The following is a 25,391-nucleotide window of genomic DNA, read 5'->3' as shown; positions in this document are numbered from 1 at the left end:
TCTATAATTTAAATCTAAGTCCGGCATAGTACATGTCTCCCAAGATAGGGGCAAACACAATACTCGTATCAAAATTTGGACCAAAAGGGTCTTCATTTCCCAAAACGGGATTCTCTTGCTTAAAGTTAGTCAAATTTTCACCACCCACATAAACTTCAAACTTCTTTGAAAATACCTTGGTCACTTGTGCATTGAGCATGCTATAGGAGGGTGAAAATGTTCCTAGCTGAAATTGTACTGGATTGGTCGAGGTATCAGGCAAACGCTGTGCTCCCAGCCAGTTGTAGGTCGCATCAAATTTCCAGCGCGCGCCGTTATCCTTTCCGATTGTTTCATAGGAAAGATTCCCGAATACCCGATGTCTAGCCTGAAGCGGCTTTTGAAGCTTACCAGCATTCTGGTATTCGGTCTTCACATCATAATATTTATAGGCCGAACGTAACTCTAAACGTTTTGTCAAACTATAATTTAGCTCTATCTGCAGGCTGTTGGCATAGCTGTCCCCTTCTAAATTATAAAATGAGATGGCGCGCGGGTCTTCCCAATCAACAACCACCTGATCGGTAAAATCTGTTCTGTAGAAGTCGACAGTGATGTCCCCTTCTCGCTCCAAAAGCGTGAAGCCCTGAAGGAAGCTGATACCATAATTCCAAGCGATCTCTGGGTTAAACCCGTAGACAGGGCCACCGTTTTGTTGCAGGTCGATCTGCCGAGCAGATCCAAATAATTGTTGATTCTCAGCAAATATGTTGGCACTTCTTTTTCCTCTACCGATCGAGGTTCTCAACACGCCCTTTTCCCATGGAACATAGCGCAAGTGCAATCGCGGCGTAACAAAGGTTTCCAGCAAATTGTGATGGTCGATCCGCAAACCAGCTGTGAGGCTAAAATTATCCAAATTGTCAAAACTGTACTCGAAGAACGCCCCGATATTGTTTTCTGTTCTTTTGAAGTTGGAAGCGTTCACCAATTCGACATAGCCATCGTGGGTAAAATTCAAGCCCGTCTTATACTTATGACGCGTATCGCCAAGAATAGAATTGAAAATAAGGTTTGAATACACGCTGCGATGATCGATATCGTAACGATTGAATCCGAAATAGGAATCCTGTCGATGATCGCTATAAGACATTTGAAACCCAAAGCTATTGTAAGGTGTCTCTGGAAATACGTAACCCAACTTGGCAGAGGCATCAACACGTTGCGTTTTGATCTCACTTCCCCAGGCATTCGTTGTAAACTTGTCATCTTCCGGGTCAAAAGCCTCCTGTCCTACTTGTTTTTCATCGTTCATATACCGAAAATTGAGAAAGCTCACCCAGCCCTTTTCTACATCCTGGTACTGCCAGCGATTTAAGATATTGATCTGTTGCGCCAAGGGCACATCTAGAAAACCATCCTCATTGTTGTCCACTTTTTGGGTTCTGGTATTTCCATGCAGATACAATCCCGTACTCCATTTATCATTCAACTTTTTATTCAAATGAGTATTTAACTCATAGCGCCCATTCCTATTGGCATAGGCATTGACGAACAGCGGGTAATCGCTAAATGGCTTTTGAAGCTCGGCATTGATCTGCCCGGCAATACTTTCAAAGCCATTGACCACACTTCCAGCACCTTTGGTGATCTGAATGCTCTCTACCCAGGTTCCTGGGGTGAAGGTGAGTCCGTAAGCCTGCGAAGCTCCTCGTACCATCGGGATATTCTCTTGGGTGATCATCAAATACGGACTTGTCAACCCTAACATTCGTATTTGTCGCGTACCGGTCAAGGCATCCGAAAAATTCACATCGATAGACGGATTGGTCTCAAAGCTTTCAGATAGGTTACAACAGGCGGCTTTAAGTAATTCGGCAGAGTTGACCGTGACGATATTCTGTGTTTGGAAATAGGTCTTTTGGAGTGCCTCCCGTTCCTTTTCGAGTACCACCTCGTCCAACTGTCCTTCAGCGGGTTGCAGCCAGTGATGGATATCCTTGGGTGTTGTTATGGCCAAGGTATCTGACTTAAAACCAACATAACTGATCACTAATTTTTGATAGTCCGGGGTATATGGAAGCGCAAAAAGCCCGTCTTTATCGGTCATGGCGCCTATTTGGGTGTCCAACCAATAAACGCTGGCACCGGGAAGGGGAATATGTTTGTTTTCAGGATTGGCTTCCATGACCATTCCTTGGATCTTTTCTTGCGAAAAAGATAAAAATGATAGCATCGTTAAAATGCTGAATATGATTGTTTTCATGAAATTTTGAATAATTAATTAAACATTAGATTCCTGCCGAGGTCTATCATGAGCGATAGTTGAAGGGCAAGAATGACAAAAATGTGTAACTAATTATCCGTAGAAAGTATAGGAGCAATACAATGCGTAGAGCGGCGGCGCGTGAGAATCATAATGATAATGAGGAGGTTGATTGTTCCACGATTCACTTTCAACCGAAAATAGATCAAATACGAGAGCAGTCGTTAGCACCGCCATCAACTGGTCTTGAGAAAGACTTAATACATCTGAGATCGGGTTCTCATCCTGATTTTGGACCAGCAATACCTCATCCGAACAACAACTGGGCTTGGAGAGCTGTTCACTTTCGCATGATGGTTTCGCTTCAGCGGCCATTTCCATGCCACAGCCATTGCTTTCAAACATGGTAGTGACACTTGCCAGTTGTTCTCCACAAAAATGCAGATTGAAGGCAACTCCAACCTTGGTCATCAAAAAAAAGATGGCGACAAGGGCATATATGGATCTATGAAACTTCACGCTACAAAAGTAGTGCTTTTTCTCATTGAGATTCTAAAGGAATTCTTAAAACCTCACTTCTATTTCTTTAGGATAAATTCGACCCGCCGATTATTGGCCTTTTCTTCTGAAGTACTATTGGTGTTCAATGGTTTGCTTTCCCCTTTTCCGGAGGATGTAAGCCGCTGCGCGTCGATTCCTCTATCAACGAGCGCCTCTTTTACCGCTTCGGCTCTTTTTATAGAGAGTTGAAGGTTGGTATCATTATCTCCATCGGAATCGGTATGACCGATGATTTCGAACTTCCATTCGGGATTGTCTATCAACATGTCGGTCACTCGTTTCAGCACTCCTGCCGATTGCGGCTTTAAAGTGGCCTTCCCACTATCGAATAAGATACCGTGGGTTACATATTTGCCATCACTTATGACCTGCTTATATGGTTTTCCTCCACCTTTAGAGATCTTAAAATTCTTGATACTCACCACCCTTTTCTTATCTGCTCCGTACGCTTCTGCGTAGGCAATTCTTATATGATCAAGGTAGGTCGGTTGAAAACCAAATCGCGGAATGTTCAATACTTTTTGCTCGTCGAAATAGAGCTTTAGATAGCCCTCATTATAACTGATAGCGATATGGTGCCATCCATTGAAATCTCTGATCTGCTTGTAATTATGTAACGTATAGTTGAATTTCTTGTAGTGAACATCAAAGGGATAGTAAGAGGCAATTTCTATAGCTTCCGGATTGCGACCATTGGCATCGCCGAACACCACATCGAAATCCGTTCTGTTCTTTTGGGCGAACTCGTCGTAATAGATATCGAATTCGATGGTAAATTCTTTGGGAAGGTAGTCTTTCCCTTTAAAGAATGGGGTGATCGTGGTGCCGCCCTTTCCGTAGATCAACAACACCTTTTCTTTGCCGTATCTACCAATTTCAGCGGCTCCCGACATGATATCCCATCTTCTAGGAAAATCGCCGTAATCGTCCTCGGTCATCGGGTCGTAGAAGATGACCTCTTTGCCTGGGACGAAATCGTAACTCATCCAAAAACTTAGCGTCTCCTTTTCCTCATTGGTTTCGTTAGTCTCAGAATCTTTGGCATCATCAGGAGCTTCACTCCTTTTGGGTTCTTCACCTTCCTGCTGCTCTTGTTCTTTTCTTTCTTGCTCCTCTCTTTTCTTTTTCTCCTCGGGGCTTAGAACGTCATCCACTTTTTTGTCCACCTCATCTTCGACCTTTTTCTCCACCTTTCTCTTGATCTTCTTCCAAATTTGAGCCTCTGCTGTTGGGGCACTCCCTACAAAAAAAATGATTGCTAATACGAATGTGATTCTTTTCATTTCTGAATGGTTATTTTACTTTGATCATTGATTGGCCCGAAATTAATACATACATCTTTGAAATCCTATATACGTGAAAAAGGAGTAACCGGTGCATCCGTTCCTAATACATACGAAATAGCATAAGGATCGCCATGACGATCATCACCGAATTTTCGATAAAGGTCGCCTTTGTCATCGGCAATTTTAATGCTGTTCCCAAACATGCGCATTGGATGCTCTTCTTCTGAAATAACGTCCTAGTCACTCCAATAGTTGTAATTCCCAATATGATGAGTGTTAGATACAGCGCAATCGTTACTTCAAATCGAAAAAGAAACATTAGTCCAAGTACTGTTTCAATAAAAGGATAGACCCAACCATAGAAGGGAAACACCTTTGCCAACGGGTCATACATGCTGAAGGACGCTGGAAAACCCTTAAGGTCTAAAAACTTGAAAAAACTGAAAATTATGTAAAATAGTCCCATAAAATCTAGCATAAAATCACCGCCACTCCATGGATCGATATTCATCAATGCGGAAGCAGCAATGATATAAAAGAAGATCAAAAAGAGTGGAAACAGTTGTTTTAGCTCGCTCTCTTCAGCATGAGTTGAATCTGGTAGCATCGAAGTATTGGTATCGAAAATATTCTTTTCGCTGATACCGTATTTTGAAGGTAGCGCCTGCTCCAGCAGGTCCAATGGCACCATATGAGACATGACAAGGGTGGCCTCTCCTTTTTCCAGGTCGACCGCAACATTGGAGACATCCTGAATTGCCCCTAATTGCTCTTCAACGGAATTCTTACAATTGTTACAGGTCATCCCGCTTATTTGGTAGGTTTTCGTGATCATATCACAAAATTACGATTCTTTGCCTTGAATTTTTCGTTGATAATAGAATGCAGGAAGTAGAATGATCACAAAGATCGGTTGAATGAGGAAACGACGCACATAAAAAGTAAGCAAGTAATCGCGCTGCAAGTCGTGTTCGATCAAATAAAAATAACCGATTATCAAAATCACAAATGCGATCGCATATAGCAAGCTTGCAAACCGGATCACTTGGCGATTCTCAAAAGCCACATAGATAATGGTGAGAGAAACTGCCATATTCAATCCATATCTGAATAGGTGATTGAAGAATAATTTTACATTATCATAGGCGGGTATGTTCGCCGTTAGATAGTCATATTTAAAAAAGTTCAAGAAGGGATCATAGAACAAATTGTATTCAAATGCTCTGATCGCTATAAGCACCAAAAAAAGGAGCCCAGCCAGTAGGTATTTGACATATATGCTCACAGCTTCGAAAATTTATTCACCCAAAGCATCCAAAGCAAGAAGACCATCCCATAGATCATCGATGGAAAGATGATCTGATGCAGCAAATACTCTTTTTCCGGGAATTTATACAATCCTATGGCAATCACGGCTATTCTTATAAGATTGGCGCTATATATCAACGATCCGCCAAGTAAAAGAAATAGGACCGACCGCTTCCATCGCCCTGTAAAGGCCAGCACGAACGTAGCAAATAGAATAAGTACGCTCACCGAATTACAACCTTCCAAGATACGACCGACGTATTTCTCGTTGACTATCAATTTCATCGTAGGTTCGCTCTCGTGTGCCTCGACGGCGCCATGGAACCCGAACAGATTGATCAGCGCATTGCTCTGCTTGGCAACAGCAACGGTGAGGGTGTCAGGTTGGTCATCAAATGCGTCCAAGTATTGGTTATATACAAAGGTCAATATCGCATAAACGACGAAGAACTTGACGATAAAGCCTATAGCTGCTTTGTATTTCTTAAAAAGTTGAAGCATTGACCAACAAATATAGAAGAAAAATAAGCAGAACTTTTCCAAAGTCGCAAAGTTTGAAAAAGTTCTTTTTAAATTCGCAATCTCAAAAAATCACATTATGTCTTTTGATCATTTAAAACCAGAAATAACAACCATTTTGCATAATAACGAGGCGACCTTGAACGAACGCTTATATGCGCTTTGCAATTTTCTGCGAGAAAGTATCCCTCATTATGATTGGGTAGGCTATTATTTTAGAAATGGAGACAAAGAGGAATTGAAGCTGGGACCTTATGTTGGCGCACCCACCGAACACACCATAATTCCTTTTGGAAAAGGAATTTGCGGACAGGTGGCGGTAAGCAACGAGAATTTTGTGGTCCCCGATGTAACGGCTCAAGACAATTATATCGCCTGTAGCATTCATGTAAAGGCAGAGATCGTTATACCATTGTTTGTCAACGGGGAGAATATTGGACAAATAGACATCGATTCGGCCACACCAGACCCCTTTACCAAAGCCGACGAAGCATTGCTTGAGTTCGTCAATGAAAAGGTCGCCGGTCTCATGGCATGATCCGACCAAAACAAATTTGAAAAAACGACTTGTCGATAGAACCTATCCACAGGTCGTTTTTTGTTCAAATCATTGTGTAAATTTTACTCAAAATTCTATCAAAAAAAGTTACTTTTGCAGCTTTAAACAACACAACACAAATGAATTCCATAAAAACTGCAAAATCTGCATTAGTTTCTGTATTTAGTAAAGACGGATTAGCGCCGATCGTTAAGAAACTGGACGATCTAGGAGTCACTATATATTCCACTGGAGGCACAGAAAAATTCATCAAAGAATTAGGTATCGAGGTCGTGCCTGTCGAGGATGTCACCTCCTATCCTTCAATTTTAGGTGGTAGAGTTAAAACACTTCACCCGAAGGTCTTTGGCGGCATCTTGAATCGACAGGAGGTTGAAAGCGACGTGGCAGAGCTACAGCAGTATGAAATTCCGCAGATCGATATCGTCATTGTTGACCTATATCCATTTGAGAAAACAGTGGCTTCTGGAGCTTCGGAACAAGACATCATCGAAAAGATCGATATCGGTGGCATCTCCTTGATCAGAGCCGCTGCCAAGAATTTTAAAGATGTTATTTGTGTGTCCTCCGTTGATGACTATGCCGAATTCTTATCGCTATTGAATGAGAAAAACGGAGCAACCTCAATTGCCGACCGCAAGCGATTTGCGGCGAAGGCATTCAATGTTTCTTCGCATTACGATACGGCCATCTTCAACTATTTCAATAAAGATGAAGAAGAAATCGTTTACAAAGCCAGCATCAACGAAGGTAAAAAACTACGTTATGGAGAGAACCCACATCAAGAGGGCTTCTTCTTTGGGGAATTTGATGCCATGTTCGACAAGCTTCACGGAAAGGAGCTATCCTATAACAATCTGCTGGACGTTGATGCCGCGGTAAATTTGATGGGGGAATTCAAAAACGATGCGCCCACTTTCGCCATATTAAAGCACAATAACGCTTGTGGTATTGCAACGCGTCCTACCATCCATGAAGCTTATGTGGATGCCTTGGCTGGCGACCCAGTATCGGCATTTGGTGGAATTCTGATTGCCAATACCGCCATCGACAAAGCCACGGCCGAAGAGATTCACAAACTTTTCTGTGAGGTCGTAATCGCACCGGCTTTTGATGCCGATGCCCTAGACATCCTAAAAGGAAAGAAGAATAGGATCATGCTCGTTCAGAAAGAGGTGGCACTTCCGAAGAAGCAAGTACGCACCTGTTTGAATGGCGTGCTGGTACAAGACAAAGATTTGAAGACCGACGCCAAAGATGCGTTGGAAGCCAAAACGAATACGGCACCCAGCTCAGAAGAGATCGCAGACCTCATCTTTGCTTCGAAAATATGCAAGCATACCAAGTCCAACACCATTGTCTTGGCTAAAAATGGGCAGTTATGTGCTTCGGGTACAGGTCAGACATCGAGAGTGGATGCTTTGAGACAGGCCATTGAGAAGGCACGATCATTCAAGTTCGACCTCCAAGGTGCGGTGATGGCCAGCGATGCCTTCTTTCCGTTTCCAGATTGTGTAGAGATCGCAGGCAATGCAGGTATCCGTTCGGTCATTCAACCAGGAGGCTCTATTAAGGACCAATTATCTATCGATTATTGCAACGAAAATGGAATTTCGATGGTATTCACCGGTACGCGCCATTTTAAGCATTGATTTCGGCACAAGCCTCTTTTAAAGATTGTAATTTTTGACAACGAATCATTGAATCTGCCTTACATCCACAGACAAGTTGACCCTGTTGAAGGAGAGGGCCAATCAAAATAAAATCGTAACTCAAATCGGTTCTTGTGGCTAAATCAAAGTTTCTTAGTACTTTTACGTGATTTGACGTATTTTAATCGACATAGAACCCTCTAAACTTAACTTAGCCCATGGGATTTTTTGACTTCTTAACCGAAGAGGTTGCCATCGACCTTGGCACCGCAAACACCTTAATTATTCACAATGACAAGGTTGTTGTGGACAGTCCTTCTATCGTAGCGAGAGACCGTGTAACTGGGAAGATCATTGCCGTTGGCAAGGAGGCTAATATGATGCAAGGTAAAACCCATGAGAACATCAAGACCATCAGACCCTTGAAAGATGGTGTGATCGCGGATTTTGATGCTTCCGAGAAGATGATCAGCATGTTCATCAAAAATATTCCCTCTTTAAAGAAAAAGCTCTTTACCCCTTCGCTGCGAATGGTGATCTGTATTCCTTCGGGAATCACCGAGGTGGAGATGCGAGCTGTAAAGGAGTCCGCAGAACGTGTAAACGGTAAAGAGGTATATCTCATCCACGAGCCTATGGCAGCAGCCATCGGTATTGGCGTGGATATTATGCAGCCAAAAGGAAATATGATCGTGGATATCGGTGGTGGTACTACCGAAATCGCTGTGATCGCCTTAGCAGGAATCGTCTGTGACAAGTCGGTCAAAGTTGCTGGAGATGTCTTCACCAATGATATTATCTATTATATGCGTACGCAGCATAACCTTTATGTGGGAGAGCGTACGGCGGAAAAGATAAAGATCCAGATCGGTGCAGCTACCGAGGATCTAGAATTGCCACCAGAGGACATGTCCGTACAAGGTAGGGACCTGCTTACCGGAAAACCTAAGCAAGTGAGCATCTCCTATAGAGAAATCGCCAAGGCCCTTGACAAATCCATTTTAAGGATTGAAGATGCCGTGATGGAGACACTTTCACAGACCCCACCAGAATTAGCTGCCGATATCTATAATACGGGTATTTACCTAGCAGGTGGCGGATCGATGCTACGCGGATTGGATAAGCGTCTTTCACAAAAGACCGACCTTCCTGTTTATATTGCCGAAGACCCACTAAGAGCAGTGGTTAGAGGTACGGGTATCACACTAAAAAACCTAGAGCGTTATAAGAGTGTATTGATCAAGTAAGCAAAAGTCCCCCTCATGCAGCAAATCATTAATTTCTTTATTCGCAACAAGAATTTTCTTTTGTTTCTATTGCTGCTTGTGTTTTCGTTATCGCTTACCATCCAGTCGCATTCCTACCACAGAAGTAAGTTTATCAAGTCTGCCAATTGGTTAAGCGGCGGCGTATACGAATCCGTGAACAATATCGATAGCTATTTCAATCTGAAAGGAGAAAATGAACGTCTCATCCAAGAGAATAAAAGGCTACGACAATTGTTGTTCAATCAAGAGGATTCGTTAGCTAGCGGAAGTTTTATCGATAGCACTTCATTTAAAGATAAGTACATCTTCAGAGCTGCGAAGGTGATCAAAAACAGTTATAACAAACCCAACAATTATCTCACTATCAACAAAGGAAGTAAGGATGGTATCCGAGAGGACATGGGCGTTATCACCTCAGAGGGAATTATCGGTGTTGTGGACCGGGTCTCGGGTAATTACGCTAGGGTGATATCGGTGCTCAACGAACTATCGACCATCAATGCGAAGCATAAAATTTCGGGGGAGATCGGTTCTTTGATCTGGAATGCAGAAGACCATCGATTGGTACAGTTGATCGATATTCCAAAGTTGGCCAATGTGAAAAAGGGAGATACCATTATCACCGGAGGCGAATCCACTATTTTCCCTCAAGGAATTATGATCGGGGTGATCGAGAACTTCTCATTGGATGTGGCACAAAGTTACTACAATCTAGATATTTCACTTTTCAACTCCATGACACATGTCGGTTATGTGTATGTCATAGAAAATATCGATGCTTCAGAAATAAGAACACTTCAATCTGGCACTAATGAATAGGGAGTTGTTTTTAAACATAGGAAGGTTTGTCGTCTTGCTTTTGGCACAAGTAAGCATCTTTAACAATATCGACTTTTTGGGCTATGTCAATCCTTATGTTTACTTTCTTTTCGTTATTTCGTATCCTTTTGGCAGCAATCGCAGTGTTTTCTTGTTGGCGGCCTTTTTTATGGGTTTGACGATCGATATCTTTACAGATGCCGGAGGAATCAACGCTGCTGCATGCCTTATCGCGGCCTTTGCCAGACCTGTTGTTTTGAGGTCCTCGTTTGGTGTTAGTTATGAGTTTCACACCTTAAAATTGAGTAGGACCGCATTGGGCGAGCGGATCACCTATGTGTTCATCATGGTGGTCATTCATCATTTGGTATTGTTTTCACTAGAGATCTTTAACGTTTCTAACATACTTTTGATCCTAAAAAAGACGTTATTCTCTAGTATCTTTACAGTATTGCTCTGTTTACTTTTTATCATTCTTTTCAGCAATAAGAAACAATGAGAAAACTACTACTCTATGTAACCGTATTACTTATTGGGCTTATCTATATAGGTCGACTCTCTTATCTGCAACTTTTTGACACTTCTGCCAGGCAGCTATCGGACAACAATGCCATCAAAAAATTATATGATTATCCAAAACGCGGGTATATCTACGATCGCAATGGAAAGTTGTTGGTAGCAAATCAACCAGCCTATGATATCATGGTCATTCCCAGAGAGGTAAAACCGCTCGACACCACGGAGTTTTGTCGCTTGCTGAAGATAAATAAGAAGGACTTTATAAAACGCTACAAAAAGGCACGCACCTATTCGCCATGGATCCCTTCGGTCTTTTTGGCGCAACTTTCCAAAGAAGATTATGCTTCCCTTCAGGAGAAGATGCGGAAGTTTGATGGATTTTATATTCAGAAAAGACAATTAAGAGATTACCAGACCGAGGTAGCCTCGAATGTCCTGGGATATATCAGTGAGGTGAACGAGGGTGACCTCAAAAAGTACACTTACTACCAACAAGGAGAGCTCATCGGAAGACAAGGCGTTGAAAAGGCCTATGAGGATATCTTAAGAGGAAAGAAAGGTGTAAAACGTCTTCAAAAGGACAAACACAATAGGATCATTGGCCCTTATAAAGAAGGGCGATTTGATACGCTCCCAGTTTCTGGAAAGGATATCCGTATTACGTTGGATATCGAACTTCAGGAATATGGTGAGATGTTGATGAAAAATAAACGTGGCGGCATCGTTGCGATAGAGCCTTCCACGGGAGAGATCTTATCGCTGGTGACAGCTCCCAGCTACGATCCTGCCATATTGGTCGGCCGGGTACGTTCAAAGAACTTTACCAAGCTTTATAACGATTCTATCAATATTCCGCTTTTCGACCGCGGGTTAAAGGCCCAGTATGCCCCTGGATCCCCCTTTAAGACCATCAACGCTTTGATCGCCCTTGAGGAAGGTGTGATCGGCACGAATGATAAGATCACCTGTTTTCACGGACATTATTTTGCAAAAGGCCAATGGATGGGTTGCCACTGTCCATCCGGTACACGAAATAATATGAACCGGGCGGTATACGAATCGTGCAACACTTATTTCGCCAATGTGTACCGTCGCATTATTGATAAGGACGAAGACCATAAAAAAGGCCTTGAAAATTGGAAGCGGCATGTCAACAGCTTTGGACTGGGAAAATTTTTAGGGAATGATCTACCCGTCGGCAGCAAGGGACACGTTCCGGGGGAAGCATTTTACAACAAATGGTATGGTGAAAGAGGATGGAGAGCAGTGACCACCGTATCCAATGCCATCGGCCAGGGAGAGGTATTGGCAACACCCATCCAGTTAGCAAATATGACCGCTGCCATCGCCAACCGAGGTTATTATTACACTCCGCACGTTATCAAAGATGTGGAAGGACAGACGATCGACCCGAAATTTACCACAAAAAATGTGACCACTATTTCGCCTGAGAATTTTACACCAGTAATTCAAGGGATGCATGATGTGGTAGAAAAGGGAACGGCCAAAATCGCAAGAATCCCAGGTATCGAAGTTTGCGGAAAAACTGGAACTGCAGAGAATTTTACGACCATTAATGGAGAAAAGACCCAACTTACAGACCACTCTATATTCGTAGCTTTTGCCCCCAAAGAAAACCCAAAGATCGCTATTGCAGTATTCATAGAAAATGGATATTGGGGCAGCAGATGGGCGGCGCCGATCGCCAGCCTTATGATCGAGAAGCACCTCACCGGTGAGGTGAGTAGGGGTTGGTTAGAAGAGCGTATGCTTCTTGGAAGTCTTCAAGAAGAATATGCTAAGCCATTGAGTGGAGAACCTTTTGAGATCAATGAATAGCAACAGAGCAGCCCTTAATATAGACTGGTTTTCTACTCTGCTTTACCTCGCCTTGGTAGGAATAGGGTGGATGAACATTTATTCGGCCTCTTTACCGGATGAAACTACCAGTTTTCTGGACCTCAACCATGCGTATGGCAAACAACTCTTCTTTATAGGAGCGAGTTTGGTGCTGGTGGTCTTCATCGTATCACTAGAGGCCAAATTCTATGAACGCTTTGCCAGTATCATCTATCTAATTTCGTTGGTGTCGCTATTGGGCCTGTTCGTCTTTGGAAAAAATATCAATGGGGCCACGTCTTGGTATAGCATCGGCTCTTTTACCTTGCAACCTTCTGAATTTGCCAAGGCGGCGACGGCCTTGGCCTTGGCGAAATATCTCACCGACTTACAGGTGAACATCAAACAGTTGAGTCACCAGCTGAGAGCGTTTTTGATCGTTGTGTTACCTGCGCTCTTCATCATACCACAACCGGATCCTGGTAGTGCTTTGGTCTTTGCCTCTTTTTTCTTTGTATTGCATCGCGAGGGACTTTCGGGAGTGTATATCGCCGTTGGGTTTATCGCGGTTAGCCTTTTTATCACCACCTTGCTCTTTACTCCTGTCTATGTTTCCGTCGCTGTGACTGGTCTTCTCATTCTTACATTTATCTTTAAAAAGCGAAAGAACAAACGGACTTCGCTCTGGCCCTACTTAGGTACTATCCTTATCGCCGTGGCGTTTTCCTACTCGGTGAACTATATCTTTAACAATGTCTTCGAACAGCGACATAGGGACCGTTTCAATATTGTCTTGGGAAAAAGTGTAGATACCAAAAGCATTGGATACAACACTAATCAGTCGCAAATTGCTATCGGTTCGGGTGGTTTTTCGGGTAAGGGCTGGTTAGAGGGTACCCAGACAAAAGGGGGGTTTGTCCCTGAGCAGCATACCGACTATATCTTTAGCACGGTGGGCGAAGAATGGGGCTTTGTGGGGGCAGCGGGTGTCGTTCTGCTCTTTATGCTTCTGATCTTACGGATCCTTCATTTAGCGGAACGTCAAAAATCTAAATTTAGTCGTATTTACGGCTATGGGGTGGCGTCCATCCTTTTCTTTCATTTTGTGATCAATGTTGGGATGGTGATCGGTTTGCTGCCTACCATTGGTATTCCTTTGCCATTCTTTAGCTATGGCGGGTCTAGCCTTCTCGGTTTTACCACCTTACTCTTTATCTTTTTGAAGCTCGATGCCAATAGGGTAAATGAGTGGATGTAGTGTGATCGTTTATAGTTTATGGTTTATGGTTTATGGTTTATGGTTGCTTATTTCAAGTTCTCCGATTTAGATTTGCGCGAATGGAGTGGTGTTTTGACATTGAAGTATCCTGCTCCATCAACCATCAATCCTTCAACGGAATTGAAATTCCGAAAGCAAATGCCCCTGCAACCTGTTCCGCTTGTCTATGATAATAGTAGGTGAAAGCAAGGTCGAAATTATGCTTACGGCCCAGCTCGAGACCTATTGAAAATGGTATATGATAGAGCAGTCCGCTCTTATCGATATTAGTCGCTGGCGTGACGGTCTCAAAGGACCTGATGGACGCTCCAATACCCAACTCGATATACGGTGCCACGAATGGAATCGGTGCTCTAAGTCGCGCCTTGCCGCCCAATAGGAAGGCATTCGTGTTTGATTGGAAACCAGTCCCAGATGGTCGGCCATCATCGTCTGTCTTTGTAAAGACAAAGCCAGCGTACGGCCTTAGGTCGATCCACCTAGACAAGGGAAGGACATATTCCCCTTGGAGATAGAGGCCTTCTCCATAAATGTCAACATCGTCGTCGTAAAAGCTTAATCCATAACCCACTGAGATATCGATCGTTCTGTTCTTTACAAATTGGTCTTTCGCACTTTTGGAATCGTCTTGCGAAAATCCCGAAACGGCGCTCAGAAATGCTATGGCCAGTAGTGTTTTTTTCATGTGGTTATTTGTTATTTGATGTTGGTTTTTATTGTTTTCTATATAATTGTCAACCAGCAACTGGTGTTAATTTAGTGAATTATATTTTGAATCGGCATCGCTATTCAGTGCTTTGAGAATCCGCCAAGATTGAAATTCTGGTCGGGAGGATTCGCTTGGAAATTTACATTCACCGCTTATAGGCACCCATGCTGCCACAGGATTCAATCGTGCGGTAGCGGTGTATTGAACTGCTGCGAAGAGTGACTCTTTGCAGATCGAGGCTTAAAAATTGATAGAAATTCCTAAACCATTTCTATCAGCAATAATGCTAAATTCAGGTTTCATCACAGACTTCGATGTTGATCTCAAGGAAAGGTTATACTTGTCAATTCCCTTATTGACTTTGTTAAATGCACTGAAGGTAAAAGGAACACTAATCACCGCTACTCCTCCTCCAATATAGGCCAAAATCCAATTGGGCTCTTGGTCCGTTATCGATTGACCAATGGGGATTCCAATAAGTCCACCCCCAATTAAACTTAACACACTTGAAATCGTATTGTGCGACTTGGCTTTCTTTATCAACATATTAGCTTCTACATGCGATTCGGTTACGGTCGCCAATTCTTTCCAATTCAATCTTTGTCCGTTTTGGGAGAAATTATACCCTAACAGACTTAGCTTTAACTCAATTTCTTGACCGAATGAGTTATTGAGAAATAATATTCCAGTTATTAAAATGAGTACTTTTTTCATGTGGTTATTTGGTTATGTGGTGTTGGTTATGATTCTTATTTTCTTGACTGTTAATTGAAGGTTGACGCTCTTAAAGAAAGGACCTCAGAAACTTTATCTTTGATGGCTTAACTAAATATGGTAATTACCGCTGCTACGAGAAAGTCGCTTCATTTCTTCCCCTACGAAGTTGAAAACCTGCTTGTGGGAGCTTGGACATTTGGCACTTTACCACACGATGAAATCGTGCGGTAGCGAGGCTTTACTTTATTTAAGTGCAGCAAGCACCCTTTCATCATTTATATTTTTAATCTCTAAATCTTCAATTTTTGCTTTATCAATAACATGCATCACCCCGTCATTCAAATCGCTGTAATAAACCCCAATGCTCCCTGTATGATGAAAATAAAATACCAATTGGCAATTAGGGGCATATATCATAATACTGTAAGGAGCGATATGATTAAATATACAATCAAGAATTATTGGTAAAAACCTATTCCAATTTAATGATTTACAAAAACCAGTATACTCTGGTTCTATTTCATTCGCAGTAAGCATATTTAAGTAGGTAGAAGTTGATTTACTCTTACCTTCTAGAGAATAATCACATCTATCATTATGTAAGTCCCAGGTATCAATACAGAAATCACCCCATTTATTATTTCTACCAAATTGTCCTATTTGTAATTCATCGATAAACTTTTCGAAAATAGAATAAAATAAAATGACAAATCCGTCAATATTTAATTCTGATTTTGGATAAAGCTCAAATTTATATCCATGACTATCTGGTAAACTTTCAAAGTTCAGCCAACTATAAGCATTAAATTCTGTTTTTTCTAATAGTTTCATTTTACTGTCTTTAGCTGTCCCCAAGGTATAAATGTTCCTGTAGGCCCTTTGTGTTTATTTATTATAAAGTCGCCAAATTCATCGGCATCTTTATACCATTCCAATCCTTTATTTGTTTCTTTAAACACTTTAAACTTACTGCCTCCATGCCCTGCTCGGTCAACTGCCCACCACAAATTATCTGATTTACTTTTATATAAAGTTCCAAAAGTTTTATGGTATTTAATTCGGGAGGCACCTGTTTTTGTAAGCCTCCAAAGGGCCCTACCTGCCTTAACACCTCTCCTAACAGCATTGATTTCCCCCGCAGGCGACGGCTCTGCCAAAGCAAAAGCGATCACTCCCGCCCAGTAACCGGCCTGCTGGCCATTTTCTACTTCAAAACGAGGCAAGAGGGTAAGCTCATCATTTCCTGAAATCAAACGTGCCCAGCTTTGTGCACCTTCTTCCCATCCAAAACCAAAGAGATCCACCAAAGAGTTTGCAACTCCTTTGCTAAAACCAATGGATTGTTCTAACACAACATCAAAACTTGTAGTCGTATCCCCGCTCCCACTCAGCGATTCGGGAACATTGGGATTGGACCTGGCCAAAGGATCCATACTTACGGATTGCGAGTTGGCAACGGATATGATGGTGTCTCTCTTTTTTCTACCGATACCAAAAAAGCGTCTAAATCCCCGCCCAATGGCACGAATACCATTACCAATAGCATTTTTAACTGCGTTAAACGTTTTATTAATGACGTGGCCTATAGAACGAAAGTTGATCGATGAAAAAAGAGAGGCTATCGCGGACCCCAATCCAATCTGTTGCGAATCGGAAAGGCCAGGGTTTTCTTCTGTCATCTCCCCACTTGGATCCCAATACTTTAACGGATTATTGAGTACATATCCATATCGATTAAAGTTTTGAGTATTCGTTGGGTCTTGGATATAATTATCAGGCGATAGAAAACGTCGCAAGTTGGGATCATATAAGCGCCCATTCATATGAATCAATCCCACACCTTGTAAATGTTCGTGGCCCGTATATCCCCTGTCTAAAATTTCAAAGCTCGATAGTGCGTTACCATCTCCGTCCGCTAATTTAATGATATTGCCCCAAGCATCAAAGTGTCGTTTTTCTTCGACCCCACCATCAGTATTAGTGATCATCAGTATGCTGTTCATATGGTCACGGTGTAAATAATAATAATCCTCTGCCGAAGTCTCAGCCTGCTCCGAACGCCATATCGCTGGCGCACTGTAGGCATCCCCTCCAATATAAGTGACAAAGGTGGTCCTATCTTCCGAAGCATCATAGCTGATCTCCATACTCCCATCGTGGGAATAGTGCTTACGTTTGGTCCGTTGGGAAATATCTTCTTCAATACCCCCATAGAACATATGCGATCGCCCCATAAAAGCATTGTATTGGAATCCTATTCGCTCCTTACCCACTTGCTGAATTTCAAAAGGTTTTTTAAAAGCATTGTAGGAAACCTGATGTACACTGTTGTTTTGGTAATGGAGATCTCCAAGGGTGTTGAGGCTTATCTTATCTATTTGAAATGATGAGCCTGCATAGTTGTAGTCCCCGACAATGCTATTCGAGATAATTCGACCCATCTCATCATAGTCATGGCTCTTTGGGCTGTCGTTATCGTTAAAGGAGATAAGACGGTCCAAATTGTCATACTCAAAGGTCTCGGACCAAGAGAACAAACTATTGCTTCGAGTTTTGAGGAGACCTCGTTGTGCGTCGAATTCATACCCCAGCGTCATCAATTCCTCGTCGGTCTCTTTTACCTTTACTTTTTGCTCTGTGAGGTATCCGAAAGCATCGTATGTATTCAGCGAATTGGTGGAGCCATAATCCACATCGGTAATTTGTCCACGCGCATTGATATCTTTAAGATTCCAGATGATGTCGCCAGTCCCATGGTCCATCAGCTGTTTAAGACTTCCATTTTGATAGCCATAAACAACTTTTTTATCAGTGGTCTTTCCATTAGAAAGTAGTTTGGCATGATAATGCTCCGTTCCTATTCTATCAAAATTATCATAGGTAAATTCCTTTTTAAATTCGGCATATGGATTGGTCTCGGAGGAACTGATCAATCGATGTTGTCCATCATAGGTATAGTCATAGCTGCTGTTATTTCCATCCCTGCTGGTCATCAGGATATTGCTGATATTCTTATTCACAGGATGATACGCATACTGAATGGTCATATCTGTATGTTCCCCAGTTATTTTTTCTTGTATAAGCCTACCGATTGACGAATAGTCGTATTGGGTAGTGCCATTGGGTGTAATCGCCTTGGTAAGCTCTCCATAACCATTGTACTCATATTCGTAGATCCCCGCGGAAGGATCGATCATCTTGGTACGCCGGCCCCATCCATCCTGTTCTATCGAGATGACAACATCGTTATAATTCGTGCTCTTCAAATTTCCATTTCCATAGTAGTTATAATTGATGATTCCGCCAGGGTCTTCCACTTTGGTCGTGTTTCCCATGGCATCGGCAGTACGACTTACCGTCTTTGTTCCATCATTGACAGTGGTGGTAAGTCCATCGTAACTGATATCGAAGACTCGGCCTGTGTAGAGCGTCTGTCTTTTAGGTCTTCCGTAGAAATCATATGCTACCGAATTCCACTGAGTTGGTGCACCGCCCATATATGGCTCGCTTACTTGGGACACTCTATCGAACTTATCGTAGATATATTTAACGTTCAACCATTGCCCAAGGACATTCTTGTTCCTCGACTCGCTAAGACGCTTCAAACGGTCATAGATCCTAATCTCCTCACTTCCATCATCTGCAGCTCTACTTACTGTATAACTATGGTCGGATGATTCTTCATAGGTTGTAGAAATCGCATTGCCGAGATAATCGGTAACCGCAATCACCCTTTCCCAATGATCATAGGTATATTCTGTTTGTTGCCCGTAAGGATTCGTAGCTTTTAGGAGCGTGCCTTCATTGGTATTGTACTCAAAGGTGGTGTTCAACCCCTCCACATCGATCGTCTTCGTTAGAAACCGACCAGAAAGGTCATATGCAAAACTTGTTATTCTAGGAGATTCTCCATCAGGAATCAGCGTCCTTTTGATTATATTCCCAAAACTATCATACTCGTAGCGTTCTGTATCGAAAGGTGTTCCATTGCCCCTGAATTTCCGCTCTACTAGGTCATATCCCGCATAGATGAATTGTTGTTCGGAGCTGAAGGAATCTCCTCCAATAGTCATGGTCTCGGTCTGACGCTCAGGACGACCTATATAATACTCAGTTCCAAGGCTATTTAAATACGTCGTTTCAGAGACACGGCTGCCATGCCCAAAATAGTCTGTGCTGACTCGCGTAGGGTTATTATAGGCATCATATTCATAGGTAGTGTGATAGTTGACGCCTTGCAACGCATTCTGAGTGAGACTTGAATTGACCCAAGATTTGAACACCTTATTTTCAGCTATAGAATGACTCACCTCGTATGTGGTCTTCGAAATATAGTTGGAGGTCGGTATATTGAAATTGAAATCATAGGATTGCGCATAGGTTGCGGTCATAGCACCTCTTAGATGAGGGTCGTACTTGGAAGTGACAAAGATCCTATCGGAGTTTCCTGTATGCCAATTACTTTGTGCTATGCTTTTAAAGCCTAAAAACCCTCTGCCCTCTAAATTAAAAACGCCACCGTGATATGCAAAATGTTGCTTAAGTGTCGGGGTATTCCCAGCTATTCTTTTTAGCGTGGCCACTACTTTTGTCCCAGGGGCTATTCGCAAATCTATATTTGGATATGTTTCTTCGTAGGCTGAGCTATAGACAGCTGCATAATCTTCATTCAACGAATCAGGATCTATATTTCGATAGTCTATTGTTTGTGTGACTCCGTTATTCGTAATAGAGCGAATCAACACATCCTCTCTATGGTCCATATTAAAAGAAAAGGACGTTACCCACTGGTTGCTTATGGTAGCAAAATCTAAATTTTTATTCTGTTTATCAGAATTTAGAAATATTGGAATGGGGTAATGTTTAAGCTTACCTATCTTCGTGGCCCTACCCCTGTGGGCAAAAGCCACGTTATGAATACTTTGCTCCCCCCTATTCCCTATATTATCGTATACATTGACAACCTGTTCCCCATTGGAACTTGAATTGTACGTAGTTGTATTATACTCTAAAATATCTGTCTTTCCATCTCCATTGGCATCCAAAGGAATGAGCCTGAAACTAGAAAGAGTCCCATTCGTTGCATTCCAAAAGTCAGTCCTATACTCGAACGCCTTATCAAAAGCGAAGGAAGTGAAACCTATTCCAGTTGAAAAATGATGCATGAATTCTCTTGAATTGTTTCTTCGGGGATAGATGAAGTCCGTTTTTCCATCACCATTATAATCTCCTAATAAAATTGGTCTGAAGATATCGAAAGACGAATCCAACTCCTCCGCCCAAATTAACTTCATCTGGTTATTAGAACTCAAAGAATACACATAAGCCTTCTTCATTTCTGTCAGATGTAGAATATCGGTCTTTCCATCCCCATCAAAATCACCCGTTAAAACCTGGTCATTCTCTCCGATATGTTCTTGAAGAAATCCAATATTCCTCACGTAGTTGTTCGTTAGGTTACGATTTAGATCAATTAAATAGGCCCCTTTGAAGTTTACATTGGTAGAATAACACGTATAGTAACAATCACTTGTACGAGAGGTTGCAATATCAATAACCTCATCAACTGTTGTTTCATTTTGTTCACGATAATCCTCCGATATATTTTCTTGACGGTTAGCGCTTTCCATATTTTGATTTCTTAAACGATTAAAGCACTCAATAGGTTCGACAAAGGTGTCATTGTCACATGGATCTGCATCATCACATTCCCCATGGTAATAGCAAGTCCTATTTGTGTACGGTTTGCCTAATGCCACCACATCCGTCAAGCCATCACCATTGAAATCACCAGAAAGGTAATTGAATGGTTTTTGTCTGTCGACATAACTGGTCGGTGATGAGTAGTACCTGTAAGTTGGAGCGTTCCAAGTTTTGGTATATTGATAATAAATTGGATTTGTCGTGCCATTTGCATAGGCCTTAATGTTGACCGTATTGTCAGGGCCATTCTGAACAATTCCTAATCCCTGACCGATCAATATCTTATTATGGTGATTGAGTATTGTTGCTGGAAAAACTGTCTCAAAATCCATGGTGATCTCAGACGGATAGTTGTAAGCACCATTCTGTATATCCTTAAAAATCCAGAACTTATCCCTCTCTTTAGGATACACGATAAAGTCCATCTTCCCGTTGCCGGTCAAATCAAGGGAAACGGTCTCGGCATTTCGTTGTTCAATATTTTGTAATCCAAGGTCCGTAGTTACTTCTGAATATTCTATTCCATGCTGAGAATCATTGTAATCAAAAAAGATAGGGCTATGCTTTAGGCCTCCTCGACCACTAGATTCAATAATGTTTCTCAGTCTGACATATTTGAGATGTGTCTTATCGTAATTTAACTCGTAGAATCTAAAGCGTTCCTCTGCACTATGTACAGCAATTGCTCGCAAAAAATCTTCTCTTATTAGACTTATGCCAGCAACATAACCGTTGGCGTTTTGTTTGTAAAAGCCGTCTTTAGGAGAATCGTAGGTGAAATAGATGGCATTAATAGGGGCCTCCGTCCCTCGACTTCCATATTTCACACTTTTAACATAAAGACTATTATACCTTATCATATACTCATAACTTATCCTTATTTTATGAGGATTTTCCCAGTAGGTGATGGCATAAGTGGTAAGAGATTTAGAATCATCATTGCTACCATAATGGGCCACAGAACCATCGGGGTAATGAACAACAAAGTAGGCTGGACCATAATCTTCACCGTATGACGAAATGCCGTAAGAAACAATCTTCAGATTAGAATAGTTTTCAGTTTGATATTCAGCACCATCACCACCATAGGTTCCACTTTTTAGAATGAGTCGTTGTCCATCTAATGCAAATCGGTCCATCGTATCAAAGTCAACCGGATCTGCCTGATTGTCGTGATATTTGGTCGAAGGAATCCTAGTGATGGTGGACAAACCTGCGATGTTCCATCCATAGCCAGCAATGCCGTTTCCACTTTGACTGTTATAATGAATGGATAGTTCTGGCGCAACACCATTGATCCCTGGAGGAACGGCTACCGGAACATCATACGTAGCCGCTCCTGTGAGAGACACTGAGAGCACTCCCATGGTCTCTCCAATACCAGAGTCAGCGTCTCTACTAAACTTAGAGTCGCTATTGGAGGAGGCGGTGTTGGTTTCCCCTTCCAACACCAGCGTTCCTTCCTCTTTATCTAAAATGTTTACTTTCCTAAAGTTCAATTCGTCTTCCCCAGCATCCTGTTGAGGCAGCCCTTTTGCTTGCTGACCATATATTGAAATTGCTAAGAAAAGCGCTATGATTGTAGTTATCTTATTTTTCATATCCGTCATTTACTTTTTGATGATCCTTTCTGTGATCGCTTGACCATTACTCAGATGTGCGTGAATGAAATACACTCCAGAAGGGAGATCACTCAAGTCTAGTGCTAACCTACCCGAAGGCTTACTAATGTGTTCTTTTTTAACCAAGGTTCCATTTATGTTGTAGATATTTACAGAACCTGTAGGTGTTAGGTTTTCATCCGATAGCGCTAGTGAAAGAACTCCTTCCGTAGGATTCGGATAGATCTTGTGTAGAACTTCCTCAGAATTTCCTTTAATCTCTGTACTAACCTCGCTTATTTCAGTTTCAAGGACATCTTCTAATAAATTTGTTGAATCTTCAACCACAGGAATGCTTGGTGAACATAATCCTTCCTCTGCACAGTAGAAGCGCTGTGTACGATTGCCAGCCACATCATAGTTAAATACGAGCTCTGAATTTTCATTTATTCGTAATAACTCGTTGATAGTAGGCTCGTTTCCATTGATCTGATCGATCCTTGGCGCATAAAAATATTGACGGTCTTCGGTATTCGTATCGTAATACAGATAAGATCGGTGTCGAATATTTGTTGCAGCGCTACTGAACTTGAAATCTGTGATTGTCACAACAGCTTCTCCAGTAACTCCATCATAAATTCGCCCTAAGTTTACATTTGAGTTATAAGAACTATGATGAACATAGCCAACGATCAAATACCAACGGTCTAGTTTTGGAAGATCCCCCACCCAAAAATAGGGACTGTTAGCAGTGGTCTCATCTAGAGTTAATGATTGGTGAGCACCATTTGCATAGCTATTGAATCCTAAAGATGAATTTCCTTCATGGGAATTTGTTTTCTTTAACCATACCGAAAGGCGATAGGTCTTGCTAGCATCGATATTAAAATAATTGGTGTTCCAACCACCGCTAGCATTATATTCACCATCTGGGGATGCCTTCCAAATAATGACCTCTTCGCCAATATGATTCTTCCCAAGCTCTCGGCTATTTTCGGATGCCGTACCATTCCGCGCAAAACCTGTGATCAAGTCGTTACCTAAGGTCCACGCGGATGCATCCAAGAGATTTTGACCTCTTGTAGTTATGGTAAGGCCTATCAGAAATGAAAAAAATAAACGTTGTTTCATAATTGTTTGGTTACTGCTTGTTGTTATTTGTTTTTATGGGCATCAAGATGACTCTTCGATCTGGAACTCCATTCTAACAGTTTGCTTCCCCCGATGCTACGGGGTCGCAAAGACGATATCATTTTAACTTTCAACTCATCATCAATCATCCCTCACACGTCATTCCTGTTCAAAAAAAGGGTTGCAGATCTACAGCTGCAGTAATGATGCTAACTATGAACCAACAACACGAAGATGCTGCAACCCTATGGCCCCATTCGCTCTCATTACTCAAATGGGTGTCACCGGTCCCGTCTCCGACACCTCGGGAGGAACCATGTGATATCTCTAACTCTTGATGGTCTAAGACCATTCGCCTCGATCACTATCCTTTTAAAGGCGTTTCTTTTTAGTTTGCACTTTTGTCTCAACCTATTTTATATATTATGATTTGAGATGACTCCTCAAACCTGTTCAAATCCCTTACAAAGGATCGCTAGAAAATCTCAAAGATTCACTATCTCGTTTCCTCACAATACTCCTTGACAGCGATTTGTGCATTTACTCCCAACACGATCGCCAGACCACAGGACACGACGGTATCGCACGAAATGCTACTTGCCAATGCTGCAGTCAGTGATATCATGGCAAGTCGACATCGCCGGTCGGTTTTATCATTCCTGTCTGGGTCAAATAGCGATGGATTCTTATCATTCAATATTTTCATCGCACTTGCAAAATTTTTATATCGCTCAAATTCATCTTCTGATATTCTAGCCTTGGCCATATAATTTTCGAGATCGGACATGGCAACGTCAAAGCCATTCTCTTCAATACTCGCAATGAACTCTTGAAATACTTTTAATTGTTTTTCATTCATGGATCCATTTTTACGACTCATCGCTAAAACCTCCTCCGAATTCATCTCTGTACTCTCCAGCAGCTCTTTTATAAGCTTAGCATTCATTTCAAAGCCCTGAATGTTCTTCTTTCTATCATTTGGATATACATTTTCGGAAGGAGCAGTGCGCTCATCAGATGAGTTGTAGTTTGGCTCTCTTTTTTCCTTGACTGAATCATCGCATCCACAGGAAAAAAACAATAGTATCACAGATAGTAATATTGATGTACATGATCTCCCTGACCGTCTGAAGATTTCCATGATTGATTGGTTATGGTTGCCACCTACTCTCTCAAAGCCTTTTCGGTTTCCGGCTGAATTTTAGTTTGAAATGCTGTCACAAAGAAATGTGGGAAATAAGGGGTTTGCAAGGGGTTATGCTGACCATTTATAAATGACGAGCTGTCAATTTATAAATGAAGACTACTATATCGAATGCTGTTTGGCGAATAATCTTGCATCGTCAATGGCATTATGGTATATTTCGCTTTCTAAACTCCCTAATTGATCGAATTGTTTTGACTTCTATTGCGCCAATAGTGTCTTTTCTCCTTTTATTCTTTCGAAAGAAAGATTCGTTTTCGTTTCGTTATACCCTAAACAAAATACTTGTTCTCAGCTTGCCATTCTTTTTTTCTATTGCTAGTCATGCGCAAGATGAAGATATAGTGGTGCCGGATTCGCTACTCAGTAAGGATTTTGAAACTCTTAAGAACCTATGTGTAAAAAATAAAGACTCAAAGCAAATAGGGCTTACTTATGCTTTAGCGTACTACAAAAAAGCATTTAGGGATGG

At 41.9% G+C, this 25,391-nt stretch carries 19 protein-coding genes; 7 read left to right on the top strand and 12 right to left on the bottom strand.

Going from position 1 to position 25,391, the window contains the following annotated elements; translation table 11 throughout:
* Position 1 precedes the first annotated feature (1 nt).
* The 6 genes from ACFQ1M_RS16085 to xrtF all read right to left on the bottom strand — a co-directional run bounded on the left by ACFQ1M_RS16085 (position 2) and on the right by xrtF (position 5,901).
* Positions 2 to 2,245, bottom strand: a complete 2,244-nt coding sequence (locus ACFQ1M_RS16085; RefSeq protein ID WP_386410038.1) for a TonB-dependent receptor — start codon at positions 2,243 to 2,245, stop codon at positions 2 to 4.
* Positions 2,246 to 2,338: 93 nt separating this feature from the next.
* Positions 2,339 to 2,764, bottom strand: coding sequence for an HYC_CC_PP family protein (locus ACFQ1M_RS16080; RefSeq protein ID WP_386410036.1), 426 nt, complete (start codon positions 2,762 to 2,764; stop codon positions 2,339 to 2,341).
* A gap of 59 nt (positions 2,765 to 2,823) precedes the next feature.
* Positions 2,824 to 4,089 (bottom strand): OmpA family protein, encoded by a 1,266-nt coding sequence (locus tag ACFQ1M_RS16075; protein ID WP_386410034.1) that lies wholly within the window; start codon positions 4,087 to 4,089, stop codon positions 2,824 to 2,826.
* 103 nt (positions 4,090 to 4,192) lie between these two features.
* Complete coding sequence (locus ACFQ1M_RS16070; protein WP_386410909.1) at positions 4,193 to 4,924, bottom strand: heavy metal translocating P-type ATPase; 732 nt, start codon at positions 4,922 to 4,924, stop codon at positions 4,193 to 4,195.
* 12 nt (positions 4,925 to 4,936) lie between these two features.
* Positions 4,937 to 5,377 carry an exosortase F system-associated membrane protein gene (locus tag ACFQ1M_RS16065; protein WP_386410032.1) on the bottom strand — a complete coding sequence of 147 codons (441 nt, stop codon included), beginning with the start codon at positions 5,375 to 5,377 and terminating at the stop codon, positions 4,937 to 4,939.
* Positions 5,374 to 5,901 (bottom strand): exosortase family protein XrtF, encoded by a 528-nt coding sequence (gene xrtF / locus ACFQ1M_RS16060; RefSeq protein ID WP_386410030.1) that lies wholly within the window; start codon positions 5,899 to 5,901, stop codon positions 5,374 to 5,376. Before xrtF ends, ACFQ1M_RS16065 begins: the two co-directional genes overlap by 4 nt.
* A 97-nt stretch (positions 5,902 to 5,998) precedes the next feature.
* On the opposite strand from xrtF, the gene ACFQ1M_RS16055 reads away from it, so the two are divergent.
* From ACFQ1M_RS16055 to rodA, 7 genes are all read left to right on the top strand, one after another.
* Positions 5,999 to 6,457 carry a GAF domain-containing protein gene (locus ACFQ1M_RS16055; protein WP_386410028.1) on the top strand — a complete coding sequence of 153 codons (459 nt, stop codon included), beginning with the start codon at positions 5,999 to 6,001 and terminating at the stop codon, positions 6,455 to 6,457.
* Positions 6,458 to 6,597: 140 nt separating this feature from the next.
* Positions 6,598 to 8,130 carry a bifunctional phosphoribosylaminoimidazolecarboxamide formyltransferase/IMP cyclohydrolase gene (purH, locus tag ACFQ1M_RS16050; protein ID WP_386410026.1) on the top strand — a complete coding sequence of 511 codons (1,533 nt, stop codon included), beginning with the start codon at positions 6,598 to 6,600 and terminating at the stop codon, positions 8,128 to 8,130.
* Positions 8,131 to 8,348: 218 nt separating this feature from the next.
* Positions 8,349 to 9,377, top strand: a complete 1,029-nt coding sequence (locus ACFQ1M_RS16045) for a rod shape-determining protein (protein ID WP_386410024.1) — start codon at positions 8,349 to 8,351, stop codon at positions 9,375 to 9,377.
* A 15-nt stretch (positions 9,378 to 9,392) separates the two neighbouring features.
* Positions 9,393 to 10,217, top strand: coding sequence for a rod shape-determining protein MreC (gene mreC, locus ACFQ1M_RS16040; protein ID WP_386410022.1), 825 nt, complete (start codon positions 9,393 to 9,395; stop codon positions 10,215 to 10,217).
* Positions 10,210 to 10,716, top strand: coding sequence for a rod shape-determining protein MreD (locus ACFQ1M_RS16035; protein WP_386410020.1), 507 nt, complete (start codon positions 10,210 to 10,212; stop codon positions 10,714 to 10,716). The genes mreC and ACFQ1M_RS16035 overlap by 8 nt, the downstream gene beginning before the upstream one ends.
* A complete protein-coding gene (mrdA, locus tag ACFQ1M_RS16030; protein ID WP_386410018.1) occupies positions 10,713 to 12,575 on the top strand; it encodes a penicillin-binding protein 2 in 1,863 nt (620 codons plus the stop codon). The genes ACFQ1M_RS16035 and mrdA overlap by 4 nt, the downstream gene beginning before the upstream one ends.
* Positions 12,568 to 13,833 carry a rod shape-determining protein RodA gene (gene rodA, locus ACFQ1M_RS16025; protein WP_386410017.1) on the top strand — a complete coding sequence of 422 codons (1,266 nt, stop codon included), beginning with the start codon at positions 12,568 to 12,570 and terminating at the stop codon, positions 13,831 to 13,833. Before mrdA ends, rodA begins: the two co-directional genes overlap by 8 nt.
* Positions 13,834 to 13,957: 124 nt before the next feature.
* On the opposite strand, the gene ACFQ1M_RS16020 is transcribed toward rodA, so the two are convergent.
* The 6 genes from ACFQ1M_RS16020 to ACFQ1M_RS15995 form a co-directional block, all read right to left on the bottom strand.
* Positions 13,958 to 14,539, bottom strand: coding sequence for a hypothetical protein (locus tag ACFQ1M_RS16020; RefSeq protein WP_386410015.1), 582 nt, complete (start codon positions 14,537 to 14,539; stop codon positions 13,958 to 13,960).
* Between the two features lie 264 nt (positions 14,540 to 14,803).
* A complete protein-coding gene (locus tag ACFQ1M_RS16015; RefSeq protein WP_386410013.1) occupies positions 14,804 to 15,277 on the bottom strand; it encodes a hypothetical protein in 474 nt (157 codons plus the stop codon).
* A gap of 246 nt (positions 15,278 to 15,523) precedes the next feature.
* The gene (locus ACFQ1M_RS16010; RefSeq protein WP_386410011.1) at positions 15,524 to 16,111 is read right to left on the bottom strand and encodes a hypothetical protein; all 588 of its coding nucleotides are present in this window, start codon (positions 16,109 to 16,111) and stop codon (positions 15,524 to 15,526) included.
* A complete protein-coding gene (locus ACFQ1M_RS16005; protein ID WP_386410009.1) occupies positions 16,108 to 22,584 on the bottom strand; it encodes an RHS repeat-associated core domain-containing protein in 6,477 nt (2,158 codons plus the stop codon). The genes ACFQ1M_RS16010 and ACFQ1M_RS16005 overlap by 4 nt, the downstream gene beginning before the upstream one ends.
* Before the next feature lie 9 nt (positions 22,585 to 22,593).
* On the bottom strand, positions 22,594 to 23,715 hold the full coding sequence (locus ACFQ1M_RS16000) for a T9SS type A sorting domain-containing protein (protein ID WP_386410007.1): 1,122 nt from the start codon (positions 23,713 to 23,715) through the stop codon (positions 22,594 to 22,596).
* Positions 23,716 to 24,211: 496 nt separating this feature from the next.
* Positions 24,212 to 24,856, bottom strand: coding sequence for a hypothetical protein (locus ACFQ1M_RS15995; protein WP_386410005.1), 645 nt, complete (start codon positions 24,854 to 24,856; stop codon positions 24,212 to 24,214).
* Positions 24,857 to 25,391 lie beyond the last annotated feature (535 nt).

The sequence above is a fragment of the Sungkyunkwania multivorans genome (genome assembly GCF_042675645.1).
In the GTDB taxonomy this organism is placed as follows: Bacteria; Bacteroidota; Bacteroidia; order Flavobacteriales; family Flavobacteriaceae; genus Sungkyunkwania; species Sungkyunkwania multivorans.
The sequence above is the reverse complement of the archived record's forward strand: the minus strand, read 5'-3'. Positions and strand labels throughout refer to the sequence as shown.

Excerpts from the sequence above, each read along its gene's own strand:
- ACFQ1M_RS16085 (WP_386410038.1), bottom strand. The coding sequence starts at position 2,245 with ATGAAAACAATCATATTCAGCATTTTAACGATGCTATCATTTTTATCT.
- ACFQ1M_RS16075 (WP_386410034.1), bottom strand. The coding sequence starts at position 4,089 with ATGAAAAGAATCACATTCGTATTAGCAATCATTTTTTTTGTAGGGAGT.
- xrtF (WP_386410030.1), bottom strand. The coding sequence starts at position 5,901 with ATGCTTCAACTTTTTAAGAAATACAAAGCAGCTATAGGCTTTATCGTC.
- ACFQ1M_RS16055 (WP_386410028.1), top strand. The coding sequence starts at position 5,999 with ATGTCTTTTGATCATTTAAAACCAGAAATAACAACCATTTTGCATAAT.
- purH (WP_386410026.1), top strand. The coding sequence starts at position 6,598 with ATGAATTCCATAAAAACTGCAAAATCTGCATTAGTTTCTGTATTTAGT.
- ACFQ1M_RS16045 (WP_386410024.1), top strand. The coding sequence starts at position 8,349 with ATGGGATTTTTTGACTTCTTAACCGAAGAGGTTGCCATCGACCTTGGC.
- mreC (WP_386410022.1), top strand. The coding sequence starts at position 9,393 with ATGCAGCAAATCATTAATTTCTTTATTCGCAACAAGAATTTTCTTTTG.
- ACFQ1M_RS16035 (WP_386410020.1), top strand. The coding sequence starts at position 10,210 with ATGAATAGGGAGTTGTTTTTAAACATAGGAAGGTTTGTCGTCTTGCTT.
- mrdA (WP_386410018.1), top strand. The coding sequence starts at position 10,713 with ATGAGAAAACTACTACTCTATGTAACCGTATTACTTATTGGGCTTATC.
- rodA (WP_386410017.1), top strand. The coding sequence starts at position 12,568 with ATGAATAGCAACAGAGCAGCCCTTAATATAGACTGGTTTTCTACTCTG.
- ACFQ1M_RS16020 (WP_386410015.1), bottom strand. The coding sequence starts at position 14,539 with ATGAAAAAAACACTACTGGCCATAGCATTTCTGAGCGCCGTTTCGGGA.
- ACFQ1M_RS16015 (WP_386410013.1), bottom strand. The coding sequence starts at position 15,277 with ATGAAAAAAGTACTCATTTTAATAACTGGAATATTATTTCTCAATAAC.
- ACFQ1M_RS16010 (WP_386410011.1), bottom strand. The coding sequence starts at position 16,111 with ATGAAACTATTAGAAAAAACAGAATTTAATGCTTATAGTTGGCTGAAC.
- ACFQ1M_RS16005 (WP_386410009.1), bottom strand. The coding sequence starts at position 22,584 with ATGAAAAATAAGATAACTACAATCATAGCGCTTTTCTTAGCAATTTCA.
- ACFQ1M_RS16000 (WP_386410007.1), bottom strand. The coding sequence starts at position 23,715 with ATGAAACAACGTTTATTTTTTTCATTTCTGATAGGCCTTACCATAACT.
- ACFQ1M_RS15995 (WP_386410005.1), bottom strand. The coding sequence starts at position 24,856 with ATGGAAATCTTCAGACGGTCAGGGAGATCATGTACATCAATATTACTA.